Origin of the sequence: Leeuwenhoekiella sp. ZYFB001 (assembly GCF_011784865.1) — a bacterium.
Taxonomy (GTDB): domain Bacteria; phylum Bacteroidota; class Bacteroidia; order Flavobacteriales; family Flavobacteriaceae; genus Leeuwenhoekiella; species Leeuwenhoekiella palythoae.
Genome location: NZ_CP050460.1, coordinates 1,648,564 through 1,667,293 on the forward strand (window position 1 = coordinate 1,648,564; position 18,730 = coordinate 1,667,293).

Here is an 18,730-nt window from a genome sequence, read left to right on the forward strand (position 1 = left end):
CTAATTTTTAATATTACCATCCTGGATTTTGAACCAGATTTGTATTTCTTATCAAAGAAGTCTCACTTAGTGGCCAGAAATAATCTCTAGGGGATACAAAACTTTGCAGATGAATGGTACGCACTTGATAGTATGATGCTTCATCATCGCCAAATACATTCCAACCTTGAACATCGTCATTAAATTCTTCAACCGCTCTTTTCCACCTCAATAAATCCCAATAGCGCTGACCTTCAAATGCTAATTCTATCATACGCTCTTGTTGTATAATACTTCGTAAACCATCTTGTGATAAGGGTTTGTTAGGATTAACGGAATGATTAGCCCACGACTCAACAACTCCCTCTAAACCTGCTCTATCCCTAATAAGGTCTAAATAGTTATAAACATCTGAACTTGGACCTTGGGTTTCATTAAGAGCCTCTGCATATAAAAGGTATAACTCTGCCAAACGCATCTCTGGCCAAGCATAGTTTTCAAAACTACCGCCATCATTGCTAAAGGTCATTCTCCAATTAACTAATTTCTTACAATAGTACCCTGTCTCATTAAAAAAGAAAGGATGATCACTTCCTGAATAGTCACCAAATTTACCTTCAATATGCCATTTAGTTTCATCTCCTAATGCATCTCTCTTATACCAAGTACTACCATCAAAACCTAAATCAGCATAAAATCGAGGTTCTCTATCAAAATTTAATCTTGAAGTGCGATATCCCTCTTCGATATTAAAACGTTCTTCTGGAGTAGCCTCTCTTAGTTCTCTAATGTCATTAAAGTCATAATTACGATCTTCTGTAATAGGCACTCCGTTATCTGTATAAAACAGTTTTGCCATTGTTATGGTTGGAGACAAGACCTTACGTGCAACACGCGTATTATGACCTACCTGTAACGGTGCCATTGCACTGGCTTGTAGTCCATCTTCTCCAAGAGTTAGACTTTGTGTATTAGGCCATATAATTTCTATACTCTCTGGATCTGTAATAGCATTTCGGATACTCAATTTAGTTACGGTAGTATCTGTTAAATCAAACCCTGTTACTGACTCATTAAATTCAAAAAGCCTCAAGCCTGCGGCTTCCGCAGCATCTATTGCCTCTTTAGCTGCGTCTGCAGCGAGTTGCCACTTGTTAGGCTCATAGGTGTTATTATAAAGAGGTGTTCCATCTTTATTTACTACAATAGCTAAATCCTCATTACCATTATAAAGAGGACTCGCTGCCGTAACCAATACTCTTGCTTTTAATGATCTTGCTGTAACTGAAGTAATTCTTCCCAATTCTGTATTAATATCTGCAATTACAGGAGGAAGTACTGCTGCTGCCTCGTCTAACAATTCAACTATATATGCTATAGCTTCATCATATGGGGCTCTTGTAACATCAAACTCTTCGGTGGGAGCATCTATTGAAATATTCTCTCTCATAACAGGTATTGCTCCATAGAATTTTGTCAAATAAAAATGATAATACGCCTTGAGGAATTTAGCTTCAGCTATCCATCGTTCTCGTTCTGATTGAGTAATATCAGGTACGTTATTTTCATCAGACATATTCTCTATAAAAATATTACAGTGCCTTATTCCATCCCAGATCTCTGGTCCGTCGTATGGAGCTCCTGCTTGATATTCTCCTTGCCACACATTAAAATACGGGTTTGAAACGCGCTGTCTTCCAAGAGCTATTTCTAAGGCAAAATAATCTCCATTTTCACGATTGTCAGGGACCCACATTTCATCCCCTGCTAAAAATCCTGCATTTCTACGAGGGTCTCCTAAACGTGGCATATAGGAATAACAAGTAAATAAGTACTTCTCAGCCTCTTGTCTCAGATTAAAAACCTTGTCAACGGTTGCTAATCCATCAGGTACTACGTCTAGATAATCATCTTGGCAAGAATATGTACTGTTCAACAAGACCAGCAATAATAACGCCCCGATTCCCTGCTTAATTAATTTTTTAAATATTATAGTCTTCATCTATTAAAATCTTAAATTAAAAGTCAAATTGAACCCCTAGATTGTAGGTAGATTGAATAGGGTAACCCAAACCGTTACTACCCATCTCTGGATCCCATAGGTCAAAACTGCTCCATACAGCTAGGTTTATTCCACTTGCATAAATACGTAGAGATCGTATACCTAAGGCGTCTACCAGCTTCTCTGATGCTCTATAGCCAATCTCTAAATTTTTAAGTCTTAGAAAATCATTGTTTTGTAGCCACCAAGACGAACTTTGCACATTATTTTCAACAATATTCGGACTCAAACGTGGCCAAAAAGCATAAGAATCACGATTATCTTCAGACCAATAACTATCTGCAATTAGTCTTAGTAATCCATTTTGTTGTCCAGTTTCATTTCCTGTACCCAACACAAATGGTGAAATATCAGAGGGGCTGATCTGAAATGATGATCGTGCAGACCCTTGGAAGAAAACACTTAGATCAAAGTCTTTGTATCCAACAGTTCCTCCAAAACCATAAATTATTTCAGGAGTTGTTGGTAACCCAATAGGGACTCGGTCTAAGGAGGATATAACTCCATCTCCATTAACATCTCTATACTTAATATCTCCTCCAGTATAGTTACCAAATTGCGTAGGTGAATTGTTAACCTCTTCTTGATCTGTAAACAAACGCTCTGCTATATAGCCATACATCTGGCTTGCATTATTACCTACTTGTGATAAATAGCTAAGATTATCTGGATAATTAAGTTCGTTTGTCTGTTTTACTTCATTTGTAGCATAGGTGAGCGTTGCTCGTGCCTGTGTCCACCATTCTTGATTAATCTGTCTATTGTAATCCAATGATAAATCTATCCCTTTAGATTCTAACTCGGCAAAATTAACCTGTGGTTGTGCAGTTAGCCCAATCACGTCTCCAATTTCTGTACGACGCTCTAAAATATTTGACCTGTTTTGCTTGTAAATTTCTGCTGTAAAGTTTAGATCACGCCATAACCCGATATCGATACCTAGATTATATTGTTCTGAAACTTCCCACCCAATTGCTGCATTTGCATATCTATCAATTGAAATACCAGGTCTATAAAAATTATAATCTTGTCCAAATGTGGCTCCGAAACCTCCATTATTTGTATTTACACTCGACAGGTAAAAGAATCTGTCCTCATCAAGATTTCCTATTTCATCATTCCCAGCCTTTCCATATGTAAATCGTAGCTTAAGATTACTGATAGTTTCTTTTATGTTAGAAAAATAATCCTCATTTGAAATTACATAACTTACTCCAAAAGAAGGGAAAAAGCCATATCTATTGCTTCGATCGAAACGCTCAGAGCCATTATAACCGAAACTGAATTCACCTATATACCGTTTATCATATGCGTAGGTAAATCGCCCCGAGAATGTATGGTTTCTATATTGTAATGATTCTTGTAGACTATTAAATTCAGTTGTTTCATAACTTTGTAACACATTGATTAAAAAGCCAGAAACCGCGTGTTTTTCAGCAAATACTCTGTCGTAATTCAGCGTGAATTGATTGTAAATTCTAGAGTTGGATTCATTATTTTCTCCTGAAAGATTTAAAAATTCAGTACCAGGGGTTCCTATAGAAGATTGTGTACCATCATTAATAACACTAAGTAAAACACCATCATTAAGTGGATTTCTAGAAGCTTGATAAAAGAAGGGATTGTATGATCTACTAATCGAATAAGTATTATATCTACGTATATAATTCATAGTTCCTATTTTTAATCCTTCGGTAATAAAGTCTAATTTTTGATCAATAGCAATTTGAGCTTGTACTGTAGAGTTTTTAGTAGTTCTATATCCTTTAACCATTTCGGCATAGGGATTTGTATACAAGGCATTGCTTGCCAGAGATAAAGGTGAATTACCAAAAAGCGGATGCTCGGCTAATGGGTATAATTCTGATGGAAAAATTGATGTGAATGCAACTGGATTAGCATTAACTGTAGAAGCGATAATATCACCCCCATTAGATATTGGACCATTATAGTCGTCAAACTGACCATATATATTGACTGTTGCAAGAGTAGTAGGAGTTAAATCAATATCTAGTTTACTTCGTAATGAATAGTTCTGTAGTTTAATATTACTATTAAAATTATTTATTGGATTCACATCTAAAATTCCATTATCAATATTATATGTACCTGAAACATAATATCGTGCACGTTCAGACCCTCCACTTGCACTTATATTGAAACTTTGATTTATGGTATACTCTTTTAGTATCTGATCAATCCAATTATTGCTAGGGTATAAATACGGATTATCTCCTGCTGCAGTACGGTCAATTTTAATTTGAGAATACGGTAAAATGGCAAGAGGGTCACGAGTAAGCGCAGCCTCATTTGCTAGTTGCATATATGTGATGTTATCTGCAAATTCAAAATTTCTTGTGTTAGTAGAAATACGAGAAGCAGCACGTGCACTAAACTTTGCTTTACCTGCCTTACCGCTTTTTGTAGTGATTAAGATAACTCCGTTTGCCCCTCTAGCTCCATAAACTGAAGCTGCGGCAGCATCTTTAAGTACAGAAAATGTATCAATATCATCAGGTTGTAGACGTGCAAGATCTGTTGATGTAGACTCTATGTTATCTATTAAAATTAATGGATTGCGCTTACCTGAACCAAAGGTACTTAAACCACGTATAAAGAAATCTGAATTGTCTGCTCCTGGTTCTCCCGACCTTTGAAAGGATACCATCCCAGGAACCCTCCCAGCAATCATATTAGTTAGGTTATTTGTAGGCCCTTTAAGCTCTGCAGGATTAATTGTGGCTATTGAACTCACCTGACTTTCTTTCAGCTGTTTTCCTCCGAAAGCAATTACCACTGTCTCTTCTAGCGACTCTGAACTTAAGTTTAGAGAGACGTTAATACTTTCTTGATCACTAACGAGGACTTCTTTAGTTTCAAAACCCACAAAGGAAAATACCAAGGTTGATCCTGGTGAAACGCGTATAGAATAGTTCCCGTCAAAATCAGTAGAAGTTCCGTTTTGAGTTCCCTTTTCCACAACCGTTACACCTATTAATGGTTGGTTGCTATCACTACCGTCATAAACAGTACCTGTTATGATTTGTTGTGGTAGCTCATCTAAACTATGCGCCTTAAATTGGGGCCCAAATCCAAGCGCAAGTAGGAGCACAAGACACCTTAAAAAGTGTTTCACTCGTATTAATTGTTGTATCATAATCTGTTGATGTAATGTTTTTCTATAAAAATTAATTCTGTTTGATTAAAATGACATATTCGTTATTTGCTTAAGTTTTTTTAGGTTTCTCATATGTTTGTTTTTGGTTACTAATCTGCTTTGTGGTTATCTGAAATATATTTTAGTTGATCTAAACTCCATTCATCCTGCCATTCCATTGCTGGTTGCCCTTGTTTGACGACAAGCGGTAGCCAGATATATCTACCATCACTATGTTTCTTAGGATTCCATCTATCCCCCATATATATATAAATACCTTCTGCTCTATTTATAGGCAATACATAGGTGCTTTGAGAAAAAAATGTCACATCTGCATTTTTTCCTTTAGCTGGATTTGCTAGCTTTTCCCAAGGTCCGAACATGGACTTAGCTTTAAAAGACCGGGCTTTGTTGGGCTTCCATCCTGTAAGTCCTGAAGTTATCATGTAATAGGTTTCCTTATGTTTAAAAACAGCAGGAGCTTCATTCTGCCCTCCAGGTTGAACTCTTACCCATTCCTTTGAGAATCCTAAATAATCATCAGTGAGCTTAGAAATATGTAAGGTTTGATTCTCTTCTGAACTACTAATGTGGTACGCTGTATCATCATCATCTACAAACACTGTCATATCACGCGACATTTGCCCTTTTTTAAAATCTCGACGTACATACAGGCCATCCACAAGGGCGTGATGCCATTCCGCCGTCCACCATTCAAGATGCTGTTCTTCAAGATTTTCTTGGGTTTGTGATAACTCAAAATTCTGAGGCCATGATTTTTGATTGGGCCTAAAAGATTGAATATATTTAAAGGGTCCTGTGGGTGATTGACTTGTGGCTACTGCAGTACGGGCGGCAGCATAACCTTGTCCCTTAAGCTCCAAATGAAACCACATAACAAATAATTTTGTTTTCTTATTAAAAATGACTTTAGGACGCTCAATAACTGACCCAATCGTAATTTCTGAATTGGGATCTGTACTTACTTCTAATGCCACCCCCTCATTAGACCAATTGATTAAATCTTTTGACTTATATACGCGAACCCCAACTTCAGCTAGACTATTTGCCCCTTTATGTTCACCATACCAATAATAATTCTCGTTATGGTATAAAATACCACCACCATGTGCATTGATATGATTACCATCATTATCTGGCCAAAGTTTGCCTGGAAAAAAACTACTATGGTCGTTTTTTTGACCGTAGACAGATGCACTTAGAATTACCGCAGCAATTAATTGAAAGACTTTAATATAATTAGTAAACATGTCTGGAATGTTATATTCTGTTAAACGTTTGGATTATATTTACGCAGCGAAATCGAAATAGTTAACCATATTCTATTGCAATTTTCATTAATTCAAAGATTGATCAAGGGGGACAAACTATCTTTTTATAGGGGGGTATTTATTCAATAGTTAAAAAAAAACCTATTTATATATATAATTATTAATTTTTAGCGAATTTTAACAAAAATTAAATAATACTATGTGCGTGTTAAGCAGAAATAGCACTCTAGTTATTAAATGGTTCTTTTTAATATGCTTTTATAATTTGAGTTATACTCAAATTAAATATGATCTTAGAAATGAAACTTTAAAGGAGCAACTCACATTTTACCATCTAGATACCCAAAACGGACTATCAAACAATACCGTTAAAACAATTGAACAAGACGAGTTAGGTTTTATTTGGATTGGCACATCTGACGGTTTGAATAGGTATGATGGGAACGAATTCAAAATTTTTAGGAAAGAGAATTCAAATATTCGCAATAATTACATTCAAAACATTTCATTTGAAAATTCTGGGGAGCTTAAACTTGCAACCGATGGTGGACTGGTTACTTACAATCCGAAAAATGAAAGATTTTATTCCTTAAACGATTTCAATCCTCATTTAAAATTAAGCATCAATTCTTATATAGATATCTCAGAAAATAGCTATGCAATAGGCGTTTACGGTCAAGGTATTTTTACTTTTAATGATACTGAAGAAACAACTTTTTTAAATTCAGAAACTTCTGATCTATCATCGAATAAAATATCCTGTATGGTAAAACAGGGATCAAAAGGTGCTTGGATAGGAACTTTTGATGAAGGCCTCAATTATTTTGACTTTCAAGCAAATAAGATTACACCAATTCCTTTAGTAATTGATGATGAGAAAGTTGAAGAAATCAACACCTTGTATTTAGATGAAAATCAAATTTTATGGATAGGTAGCAGTCAAGGCTTGATCGCTAGGTCTTACAATGGAAAACTTTATACCCTTAAAGAAGGCTCTACCAAACAAACTTTGACAGATGACCAAATTCTAGCAATTGAGAAAGATGACTATGGAAAGTTATGGGTAGGTACCTACTCAGGTGGTATTAATAGATTTGATATTAAAGCTTTTCTATCTAAAAGCCCTTCATTTAGCATAGATACCTATCAACCTCAAGATGATGGAACCAGCATAACAAATGCTAGCATCAATGCTCTTAAAAAAGACAGAAATGGATATTTATGGATAGGTACAAATGCTGGGATAGATTTTGTAGATCCAAAAGGTGAGCCCGTAAAATTACTTAAGAATAATCTTAAGGGTGGTGCAAGACTTATTCATAATAGAATTACAGGATTAGAAGAATTAAAATCTGGCTTGATTTTAATAGCTACAGATGGAGGAGGCTTAGATTCTTTTAATCCTGACACTGGTATTTACAGTGATGCTGACTTTATAGATTCAGATAAATTAAGAACAAAACATCTAAATTGTTTATTTGAGGACAACCAAGAAAAATTGTGGATAGGTACCTATCAAAAAGGACTACATCAATATGACCCGAGAAATAATACTTGGAGTTACTATTTAAATGGATCTAAAGCTGATGGAAATGATGTTCGTTGTATTGCCCAAGATTCTAAAAATCAAATATGGGTAGGAACTAATCGTGGCGGTCTTTTTAAATACGATTCTAGTAAAAAGAAGTTTGTTTATGTAAAGGCTTTAGATCAAATTACAGAAAGAATGGATATAAGAGCCATTGATTTTGATTCTAATGGTGTATTATGGCTAGCAACCTACGGCAACGGAATTGTTAAATTCAATCCTGATAACAATGAGGTATTCTCTTATTTTCATGGAAATCTTGATGGACTTACTAATAATGTCATATTTAGCATCAAAGTGCTTTCTGACGATACTATCGCAGCAGGTCAGAAATATGGAGGTTTAATTTTATTTAAAGATGGAGATTCCTCGGGTACAACCTATACAGAATCTCAAGGCCTTAGCAACAACACTATAAACAGTATAATTAATTATAATTCTCAAAAATTGTTCTTAGGCACCTACAAAGGTCTAAGTGAATTTAACCTTGGCAACAAACAGGTTAAAAGCTTAAACTCCCTTTATAATATTCAAAAAAGTGAATATAATGTTGGTGCCGCACTTATTAGTAAAAAGGGGTATCTATATTTTGGAGGTAACAAAGGAGTTAACATATTTAGCCCTGAGGATCTAAAAAATCAAAATGAAGCAAACACAATTATTATAAAAGACTTAAAAGTACATAATGAAGATGTAAATGTTAGCCTTGATAATCCTAAGGCTATTCTTGACCAATCTATCATATATAAGGATCAAATAAAACTTCAGTACAATCAGAATAATTTTTCACTAGATTTTACTAGTTTAAATTTTCCCTTCGCTGCGTCTTTGAACTATTCTTATATTTTAGAAGGCTATTATGATCAGTATACTCACTTAAAAAATTCTAATAGAATTAATTTTAGTAATATTCCTCCGGGGAATTATACGCTCAAAATCAAAGCAGAAAATCAAGCAAACAGCACACGCTTTAAAGAATTATCAATAATAATTTTACCTCCATTTTGGCAGACATTGCCTGCTTATATATTCTATATAGTTACATTAATTATATTCATTTGGGGTGGTTTAAAATATTACGCAGAGCGCTTAAAACTTAAAAACTCACTTCTTTTTGAGCAGAAACAAAGACAACTGGAACACGAATTAAATGAAGAGCGTATTAGGTTTTACACTGGAATTTCACACGAGCTTAAAACCCCCCTCACTTTGATTTTGGCCCCGTTAGAATCGCTTATAGACAATGTGATTCACAAAAAGCAACAGAAAAGTTTAAGACTCATAAAAAAAAATGCAGAACATTTATTGCAATTTATAAATAAGCTATTAGAATTTAGAAAAAGTGAAGAAGGTCTAAGTACTCTTCACCTAAATAGTTATGACTTAAATAAAAACCTTTCTCATTGGCTTGAATCGTACAAGCATCTTCTCAAGAAAAAGAATATTAATTTAATATTTAATCAACCTGAAGCACCTGTATTGGTGGTCTGCGATCTCGAGAAAATTCACATTATCATTAATAATCTTATTACTAATGCTATTAAATACAGTAACATTAATAGTAAAATATATGTAAAACTGTGTTCTAATGCCTCAGATGTAACTATTGAAGTTGCAGATATTGGAGCGGGAATTGACGAAACTGAAATAAACCAAATTTTTGAGTGGTATTATCAAGCAAACTCCAAAATTAGAAAAGGTGGTAGTGGTATAGGTTTAGCCCTTTCTAAACGCTTTGCTCAACTTCATAATGGTAATCTGTATGTAGTAAGTTCTCCTCAAAAAGGAAGCACATTTACCCTCAGTTTTCCGGTTAGTCAGCCAAAGCAAAGTGAAGGATCACAGTCGTATCCAAAAAGAACAATTGAGGACAATCTTGCAAATATACAGGCCACAATCCATGAAGAGTTAACTGTAAACGATGTCATTATAGGTGCAGAGAAAGAGAGAAAGCTTGCCTTGTTGATTGATGACAACCCAGATATCTTAGCACTGTTAGATAGTATTCTTGCTACAGATTATGATCTTATTCATGCGCAAAACGGACAGGAAGGAATTTCACGTGCTATTAAATACATACCCGATATAATAATTAGCGATGTAATGATGCCTCAAAAAAATGGAATTGACCTATGCCGAGAGTTAAAAGAACAAAGAGCAACCTCACATATCCCAATTATTCTGCTTTCAGCTAAAAGTAATTTTGACATTATTGAAACAGGTTACAGCAAGGGCGCGGATGATTATATGGTTAAGCCCTTTAATATTAAAGTTCTAAAAGCACGTATTGCTAATTTAATTGCTTCAAGAACCTCACTTTTACAAAAATATGAGACTCATGATGCAATTAATGCTAATGTAGATGCTGACGAACTTAAAGTATTAGATTCTGAAAAGGCATTTCTGAAAGAGTTCAAAGAAATTGTTCATCAAAATATACAACAGGATATTAAAACAATCGATACCATTTCTGAACAAATGAATATGAGTAGATCGTCATTATACCGAAAGATTAAAGCAATTACTGGAAAAAATATCAATGAATATGTTCGTAATATTAAAGTTGAACACGCCGCTTACCTGATTGAAAAAAAGAATTTTAATATTACTGAAGCCGCGTATGAGGTTGGTTATTTAGATCCTAAGTATTTCCGAAAAATTTTTAAGCAACGTTATGGGAAGACTCCATCTGCATTTAAATCAAATTGAGTTTAGTTTTGTTTATAAAGATAGATTGCTACCTAAAGACTAAATGACCAACAGCAAAATAAGATTATACTTGAAGGACAGAAACAGGTTCCATTAGTAAAAGCTTTTACTAATGGAACCTGTTTCTTAAAAATTGCCAAATTTTATCTAAATCCAGCTGTTTTTCTAAGCTGAAATTTGCCTAATTGATAAACTTATGCAATGCTTGAGGGATTGAATCTTCCCCACTACTCATTTCAATAATTTTACCGAAGGTGTTCTTTTTATTGAGGACTTCTAAAACTGTTTCGGCTACTGCCTGTCTGGGTATTTTTGAGTTGACCTTTTCAGGATCTGTGCTCATCATCACGTTGCCGGCTTCGTCGTCATCAGTTAAAGTGACAGGGCGAAGGATGGTAAAGTCAAGATCGCTTCTTTGCAATTCTTGATCGGCGTAGTGCTTTGCAATATAATACGGCTTCATCCCTTCTACTTTACCCCAAAACGAGCGATCATCAGAATGTGAAGCTCCAACCATCACATAACGCTTAACTCCTGTTTGAGAAGCTGCGTGTATGGTTTTAATCGCTCCGTCAAGATCTATTTTCATCGTTTTATCGGCTCCTGTGCTTCCTCCCGAACCTGCTGTAAACACTACCGCATCATAGTTTTTAATCACTTTCTCAAGAGCTTCAGGGGTGTTTTCCAGACTTTCTACCACAGCAGGTACATTCATTTTTTCAAAAAGAGGTTTTTGTTCTTCCTTCCTTATAAAAGCTGTGGGTTCAAAATCGGTAGAAGCCTGCATTAGCTTAGCAATACGTTGTCCTACTTTGCCGTGTGCTCCTATTATTAACGTTTTCATAGTTTTTCTTTTTTTAGTTTTTCAGAATATAAAATTCCAATACTGAATATCTCCTAAAGTTCTATTAAACTTTAGGAGATATTCAGTTGTAGATTTGCTTTAAAACCTATAGGTTTTCATTAAAGAAAGATTCTAGTTTATCAAACGGAATAAAATCTTTATCACCACCATCGTAAAGATCTGTATGTACAGCATCATCAATGATCATTAGTTCTTTTGGTTCTTGAGCCGCTTTGTAAGCATCCTCACTAAAATAACGGGAATGCGCTTCAGAGCCGGCAATAATCAAGATGGGTCTAGGTGCAATTTCTTCGATGTACGTTAGAATAGGCATATTCATAAAGGAAATAGAATTGGTCGCGGTCCAAGAACCGTTTGAGTTGATCGATCTTGGATGAAAGCCTCTATCAGTCTTGTAAAAATCAAAATAGTCCTTTACAAACTGCGGTTCGTCTCCGTTAATTTCACTTGGTAAACCTTGCGGTGCCAGTGCTCTTTCACCATTTTGAGCATCTTCCCAGCGTTGTAAACTCATTTGCTCTAATTGCGCTGCACGCTGTTCTGGAGTTGTGCTATCAAAATATCCTTTTGCATTTACGCGGGACATATCGTACATACTTGTAGTTGCAACTGCTTTCACACGTTTGTCAGCTGCGACTGCGTTTAAAGCAAATCCTCCGAAACCGCAAATTCCAATAATACCAATCTTATCCCGATTGATTCCTTCCTGCACTCCCAAGAAATCTACTGCCGCGCTGAAATCTTCGGTATTAATATCTGGCGAAGCTGTATTGCGCGGTTCTCCACCGCTTTCTCCTGTATATGAAGGGTCAAATGTAAGTACCGCATAACCCCGTTTTGCGAATTCATTTGCGTATAACCCTGAAGCTTGTTCTTTAACCGCACCAAACGGACCGCTAATTGCTAAGGCAGATAATTGCTTATCACGGCTATTTTTAGGCAGATAAAGATCTCCGGCTACGGTGATTCCGTATCGGTTTTTAAAGCGTACCGAAGTGCGGGTCACTTCCTCATTCAATTCAAAAATATAATCATCTTCTGTTCTCATAGTATCTTGTATGTGCTCTTGATTTAATTCGTTTTCTGTTACAGCGATTTTATGTTCGCTTTTATTTTGATTATTAGCTATCCCTAATACCGAAAGGATCAGGACTGCAATTAGATTTATTGTTCTCATTTAAATTTCTTGTTATTATAACTCTTTAATTTTCTTTGCAGGAACTCCGGCATAAACGCTTTTTGGCTCTACATTTTTATTCACTACAGCCCCGGCAGCGATTACTGCATGCTCACCGATAGTAACCCCGGGTAACACCGTTACGTTGGCCCCAAGCCAAGCACCCTTTTTTATGGTTACTTTCTGTGGAATAAGTGTATTTCTAGTACTCGTTGCTATGGGATGATTTTCAGAGGTAATATTTACTCGAGGTCCAATCATAACATCATCTTCAATAACGATTCCTCCCAAATCCAAAAAACTACACGCGTGATTGATAAACACATTACTTCCCAGCTGTATATGACGCCCAAAATTTGTGTAAAACGGCGTGAATACCGTGGTATCTTCAGAGACTACAGTTCCTGTAATTTCACTTAAATAATGCCGGGCTTCATCTAAATCTTGTGCGTTATTGAGTTTAAGATTTAAACGCATTGTTGTTTCTACAGAAGCGCCAATAAGACCATAATCAGGGTCATTCATTGCAACTTCTTCATTAGCGCGTAATCGGTCAAAAATTGTTTTCATCTTGATTTAATCTTAGCTTACTTCTTATACTGCTCATCAGCAACCTTTTCGAGCCAGTCAACCACGTTACCATCAACTTCCTCCTGAATTGCCAGATGACTCATCGCCTTTTGAGGAGAAGCTCCGTGCCAGTGTTTTTCTTCTGGTTCAAAGTAGATGACATCTCCCGGAAAAACTTCAACAATAGCTTCACCCTCTTTTTGAACCCAGCCCAAACCTGATGTGATAATCAGCGTCTGCCCAGCAGGATGAGTATGCCAAGCTGTTCTAGCCCCCGCCTCAAAAGTCACCATTGCCGCAGCAGCTTTTGTTTTGGGTTGTTGACTAAATTGCATCTCTACTCGTACTGCTCCTGTAAAATAGGCCTCAGGCCCTGATGCAGAGTGGATCTCTTGATTTCTTGTAATTTTCATAGCGTTTAGTTTAAGAGGTTGTATTATTTAATATAGACTGAATCTGTTACCGTCTCCATCCAGTTTACGATTCCTTTTTCGGTGTTAGGGACAATGTACATTTGCTGAAGTCCAGTGTTTTCAGCAGCTCCGTGCCAGTGGCGTGTGTTTGGTGGACATTTAACAACATCTCCTTTTTGGATCACTTGCTTAGGCTGACCTTCTATCTGATGATACCCTTTTCCGTCAGTAATGATTAAAATTTGTCCGCCGGGATGCGTATGCCAATTACTTCGGCTTCCCGGTTCAAAATAGACGTTGCCAATTGCTGTGGTATAGGTAGAGTCTGGAGCGACTAAGCTTGTATTGTAGGCATTCCCTGTGAAGTTTTGATCAGGTCCCTTCTCTCCTTTTGAGAAAATGAATTCTGTTTGAGTTGTTGTTTGAGAAGTGTCTTTATGAGGCTTACGGTCATTGCAGGCTACACTAAGCAATGCGGCTATAACAGCAGGCGTAGCCAGGTTGAATACGGGTTTTGCAGTCATTGGTTTTTGCGGTTAAAATGAACTACAAAATTATAGACTGTAACCAACCATCAGCTAACGATAATCAAATGATAGCTTAAGAATTTCAACACAAGCTATTAAAGTGTTGTTAAGACCACTTCATTAGCTAAGTCAAATTTAAAAATGTGCTGCCCTAAAAGCTCCCGGATTGGTTTGCGTGGCTTTTTTGAAGAAATTATTGAAGTATGATGGGTAATCGAATCCTAATGCATAGGCGATGTCGCTCACATTCCAATCTGTATGTAAAAGCAAGGCTTTAGCCTCATTTGCTATACGATTATTGATGTGCGTAGTAGTCGAATGTCCCGTAACCTCACGTACTGCCTTGTTCAAATAATTAACGTGTACCGAAAGCGCCTCGGCATAATCTTTAGCGGTACGCATTTTTAGCGGTTGTGCCATTCCCTCAATAGGAAATTGTCGTTCTAGCAATTCGATAAAAACATTAGCTAAACGCGTCAAAGCATTAACGGGCTGATGCAAATTTTGAGAAGGCTCTATCTTTAAAGCCTCGTGAATCAGAAGATTAATGTAATTTCTGATCAAATCATCTTTAAGGCTATAATCTGTTTTTTGTTCTTCGATCATCTTTTTAAAGATGGTATTCAGAAATAACCGTTGCTCTTCTGAGATTTTTAAAACCGGAGTTCCATCTAGCTTGAACAAGGGAGATTGCTGTAAGCTTTCTGAACGATTAGAGGTTGCTAAAAATGCTTCGGAAAACAAACACGTGTAGCCGGTGTAAGTCGTTGAAATCGTTTCCCAAGAATAAGGAATGTGGGGATTTCCGAAAAATAAAACGGTTCCTTTATGATTAAAACTACGATCAGAATAATGAATTTTACTTTCGCCGGTGGTCAAACAGATTTTGTAGAAATCCTTTCGACTATAAATGCGCGTTGCATTGCTATCGGATTCGATTTGAAATACATTAAAACCTTTCAGCTTTAATTCTGTATTAAATTCAGAAACGGAACGTGTATTTTTCATTCACCAAAATTAAGATTTTCAAAACAAATGTGGAATTTTAAAAATCAGGACAAATAGAACGAGTAGAGGTAGCTTACTGACTACCTCTACAAAAAACCCATTATTGTAAGTGAATTTGGTGGTGGTGTTCTGAAAGGGTAACAAGGTCTAAAGTAATTTCGCTAATAGTGAAACATCTTCGCCCTCTTTTTTAAGTGATTTACTCGGATTTGCTACCCAGTAATACAATTTCGGAAGCTTCTACTTCAGTAACATAGCGCTTAAGCCCGGCAGTATCGGTATAGCTTCTGGATTTCAGTTTTCCGGTTAATGCCAGTTCTTTGCCCTTGGGTGCATAATTCTCAATAAGCTCGGCCGTTTTGCCCCACGCCACAATGGTGTGCCACTGGGTATCCTGTGTTTTTTCGCCCTTAGCATTTTTGTAAAACTCGTTGGTTGCCAATGAAAAGCGCACCACTTTTTTACCGCTTTCTAGGGTTGTTAGTGTAGGCTCTTGCCCTACGTTTCCGATTAATTGAACTTGATTTCTTAGTGTACTCATAACTCTAAAATTTCGATGATTAAAAATGCTGCCCAAACCCTTTGGACAGTTTGCGTTTATATCTTTAAAAAATGATTTACTTATGTTATCCTGAGCGTTTCCCTTTTTTGTTTTTAAGGTTTTTGATTCCGCTTCTTTTTGTATATTTTGAACTGATTTCATAAGATTTCATTTTGATTTACTTCCATTAGTGCCTATCGCTGTTCCCTTTTTTTTGTTGCTAATATGTTTTCAAGAGTTTGAATTAGTGAGGACATATAAAAGCGCGTAAGCAAGCGGTTATGCTGTCCGGCTAACTTCAAACTATTGGTATTTTGCTTTCAAAAAAAGAGAAGTACAGCAATACTGCTTAAGGGAATTCAAAAAGCTAACGAGGGAAGTTTTAAAACTTATGAAGGGGGCAAAATATTGGAACCATAAACTTAAAAGCAGAGAACGATTTCTAAGGAGTCCGTATTAAAATTAATGGAATAATAAAATGAATTAGCACATCATAAATTGCTTCCTTCCTATATTGAAATAAACTTCTTACTAGTTATAGTATATCAAAATGTTATTATGGAATATATAGGTTGGATTGGCGCATTACTATTTATTATCTCCTACTTACTTTTAAGTCTTGATTACCTCTCTGCTCAAAAATACTTGTATCACCTATTAAATGCTCTTGGGGCTTTATGCCTAGTGATAAATGCATTGGTTATTGATGATTACCCAAACATATTTGTGAATGCTGTTTGGGGGTTGATTGCATTAGTTGCTGTAATAAAGAGAATGCAACCTACTATAAAAGGAAAATCACGTGGTAAAATTTAGCAACTCAAGACTATATTTGGTGTAGATAGCTACTTGTTTTTTATATCTCGCTTCAGACTCTTCGAACATTCCTAAGTAGTAATAGGCACCATCAATTAGGGCAAAAATAACTTCAGTTACTTCTTTCAAATTAGTATTATTTATAATACCGTATGATTTGGCTTCAAGTAATCTTTGATATAATACTTGGTGTAATTCAAGTAGGTATGATTTAAAACTGTTTTTAAATTCAGGTACTCGATAGATAAGTGCATAACAGCTATAAAAAACACCATCATCAAAATAGCTATTCCAGGCTCTGGTAAATAAATTTTCAATAAAAAGCACTAAATGTTCTTTAGTGTTCATCACACCTATATCCTCAGAAATCATCACGTTAAGATGCTGTTCTAGGATATATTCATTTAATCCAATTAAGAGTTCCTCCCTATTCTCAAAGTAGTGTAGAACCAATCCTTTGCTGATATCCATATGCTGGGCAAGCTTTGCTATAGAGGCATTCTCCAGTCCCAATTGACGCGATACTTCATAAAACGCAATGATAATTTCTTTCCTTCTTTGCTCGCTAATATTTTTTCTACCCATACTAAAATTTATCAAAAATAGACTTTTCAATTTTTTATTGAATTCTGTAAAACATAATAACACAAAGACAACATTTAAGTAATCATTATTTAATTGAACGATTGGTCAATCTATTTTTTTTGTCTGCTACTTTTGATGCCATCAAATCAAAAAATATGCATCTCAAAAAAACAGTATTACTTATTACGTTATTCGCCTCAATTATAAACTTGAATGCTCAATTGCAAAAAACTACCTCAATTAAGCAAAAAGTAGTCTTCATTGTAGTTGATGGCATTGCGTACGACATGCTCGTGAACACCCCCTCACCTCGATTGGATGAAATTGCTGGCAAAGGATCGATAACCCAAGCATATGTTGGAGGTTTAAAAGATGGCTATTCTGAAACGCCTACAATTTCTGCTGTTGGTTATAATAGCCTACTTACTGGGGTATGGGCAAATAAACACAATGTTTGGGGCAACAGTATTAAAGATCCTAATTATAATTATCCTACAATTTTTAGACTATTCAAAGATCAATATCCGAATGGCAAAACCGCTGTATTCTCTACCTGGTTAGACAATCGCACAAAACTTATAGGAGAAGGCTTAGATCAGACTAGAGCGGTTGCAGTTGATTATAAATTTGATGGATACGAACTTGATACTATTAGGTTCCCACACGATGCCAAACGTGAATACATTAAAAATATAGATGCGCTAGTGGCTAAAGAAGCTGCATTTACTATAAAAACACAGGCTCCGGATCTTTCTTGGGTTTATCTAGAATATTCGGATGATATGGGCCACGGCTATGGAGATAGTCCACAACTTACTGCAGCCATTAAATACGAAGATAGTTTAATTGGTTCCATCTACGATGCAGTGAAATTTCGAGAACAAAGCCACCAAGAAGACTGGCTGTTTCTAGTAACTACAGATCACGGACGATCGCCTAAGGATGGAAAACATCACGGAGGACAGACAGATAGAGAACGTAGTACTTGGATTGTTACTAACAGTAAAAACACCAACACTTATTTCGACACGCAAATACCCGCTATCGTAGATCTGCTGCCTACGATGACTAGTTTTTTAAACCTAGATGTAGCCAAAGATATACGTTCAGAGTGGGATGGCGTTTCTCTTATAGATCCTGTTGATTTCATAAATGTTCAAGCTGCAGTGTTAGATAATCGACTGCATTTAGAATGGGAAAATTTAGGAAACAAGAATACCCAGGTCAGCATTTTGACAACTAACACTAATGATAAGAAGTTGGGTGGAAAGGATAACTATACCAAAATCGGTCAAACTTCCTTGGGATCAGAACGGTTTGATATTGTTCTAAAAAAAGGTAAAAAACTTCCGGTTAAAATTCTTCTACAGACGGAAAACACCACTCAAAATGTTTGGATTATCCCAAATAATTAATCAACAAAAAAGCAATTAATTTCAAA

General features: G+C 36.0%; 14 protein-coding genes. 3 read left to right on the forward strand and 11 right to left on the reverse strand.

Features of this window, described 5'->3' with window-relative positions; genetic code table 11:
• Window positions 1-13 precede the first annotated feature (13 nt).
• From HCN54_RS07240 to HCN54_RS07250, 3 genes are all read right to left on the reverse strand, one after another.
• Window positions 14-1,981, reverse strand: coding sequence for a RagB/SusD family nutrient uptake outer membrane protein (locus HCN54_RS07240; RefSeq protein WP_167597169.1), 1,968 nt, complete (start codon window positions 1,979-1,981; stop codon window positions 14-16).
• Between the two features lie 16 nt (window positions 1,982-1,997).
• Window positions 1,998-5,198 (reverse strand): SusC/RagA family TonB-linked outer membrane protein, encoded by a 3,201-nt coding sequence (locus HCN54_RS07245; protein ID WP_240924957.1) that lies wholly within the window; start codon window positions 5,196-5,198, stop codon window positions 1,998-2,000.
• Between the two features lie 110 nt (window positions 5,199-5,308).
• On the reverse strand, window positions 5,309-6,469 hold the full coding sequence (locus HCN54_RS07250) for a glycoside hydrolase family 43 protein (RefSeq protein WP_167597170.1): 1,161 nt from the start codon (window positions 6,467-6,469) through the stop codon (window positions 5,309-5,311).
• 286 nt (window positions 6,470-6,755) lie between these two features.
• On the opposite strand from HCN54_RS07250, the gene HCN54_RS07255 reads away from it, so the two are divergent.
• Window positions 6,756-10,787, forward strand: a complete 4,032-nt coding sequence (locus tag HCN54_RS07255) for a two-component regulator propeller domain-containing protein (protein WP_240924958.1) — start codon at window positions 6,756-6,758, stop codon at window positions 10,785-10,787.
• Window positions 10,788-10,968: 181 nt separating this feature from the next.
• Here HCN54_RS07255 and HCN54_RS07260 read toward each other — a convergent pair whose 3' ends face one another.
• From HCN54_RS07260 to HCN54_RS07290, 7 genes are all read right to left on the reverse strand, one after another.
• Window positions 10,969-11,631 carry an SDR family oxidoreductase gene (locus HCN54_RS07260; RefSeq protein WP_167597172.1) on the reverse strand — a complete coding sequence of 221 codons (663 nt, stop codon included), beginning with the start codon at window positions 11,629-11,631 and terminating at the stop codon, window positions 10,969-10,971.
• 106 nt (window positions 11,632-11,737) lie between these two features.
• Entirely contained in the window at window positions 11,738-12,829 is a 1,092-nt protein-coding gene (locus HCN54_RS07265) for an alpha/beta hydrolase (RefSeq protein WP_167597173.1), read from the reverse strand.
• Between the two features lie 15 nt (window positions 12,830-12,844).
• On the reverse strand, window positions 12,845-13,399 hold the full coding sequence (locus HCN54_RS07270) for an acyltransferase (RefSeq protein WP_205881704.1): 555 nt from the start codon (window positions 13,397-13,399) through the stop codon (window positions 12,845-12,847).
• A gap of 17 nt (window positions 13,400-13,416) precedes the next feature.
• Window positions 13,417-13,812, reverse strand: coding sequence for a cupin domain-containing protein (locus HCN54_RS07275; protein WP_167597174.1), 396 nt, complete (start codon window positions 13,810-13,812; stop codon window positions 13,417-13,419).
• Window positions 13,813-13,835: 23 nt separating this feature from the next.
• Complete coding sequence (locus tag HCN54_RS07280) at window positions 13,836-14,336, reverse strand: cupin domain-containing protein (protein ID WP_167597175.1); 501 nt, start codon at window positions 14,334-14,336, stop codon at window positions 13,836-13,838.
• A 138-nt stretch (window positions 14,337-14,474) separates the two neighbouring features.
• Window positions 14,475-15,347, reverse strand: a complete 873-nt coding sequence (locus HCN54_RS07285) for a helix-turn-helix domain-containing protein (RefSeq protein WP_167597176.1) — start codon at window positions 15,345-15,347, stop codon at window positions 14,475-14,477.
• A gap of 199 nt (window positions 15,348-15,546) precedes the next feature.
• Window positions 15,547-15,888, reverse strand: a complete 342-nt coding sequence (locus tag HCN54_RS07290; RefSeq protein WP_072985189.1) for a single-stranded DNA-binding protein — start codon at window positions 15,886-15,888, stop codon at window positions 15,547-15,549.
• Window positions 15,889-16,446: 558 nt separating this feature from the next.
• On the opposite strand from HCN54_RS07290, the gene HCN54_RS07295 reads away from it, so the two are divergent.
• Complete coding sequence (locus HCN54_RS07295) at window positions 16,447-16,704, forward strand: CBU_0592 family membrane protein (RefSeq protein WP_167597177.1); 258 nt, start codon at window positions 16,447-16,449, stop codon at window positions 16,702-16,704.
• Here the strand turns inward: HCN54_RS07295 and HCN54_RS07300 are convergent.
• Entirely contained in the window at window positions 16,687-17,289 is a 603-nt protein-coding gene (locus HCN54_RS07300; RefSeq protein WP_167597178.1) for a TetR family transcriptional regulator, read from the reverse strand. The genes HCN54_RS07295 and HCN54_RS07300 overlap by 18 nt on opposite strands.
• Before the next feature lie 155 nt (window positions 17,290-17,444).
• Between HCN54_RS07300 and HCN54_RS07305 the strand changes: the two genes are divergently transcribed.
• A complete protein-coding gene (locus HCN54_RS07305; RefSeq protein ID WP_167598852.1) occupies window positions 17,445-18,704 on the forward strand; it encodes an alkaline phosphatase family protein in 1,260 nt (419 codons plus the stop codon).
• Window positions 18,705-18,730: the final 26 nt, after the last annotated feature.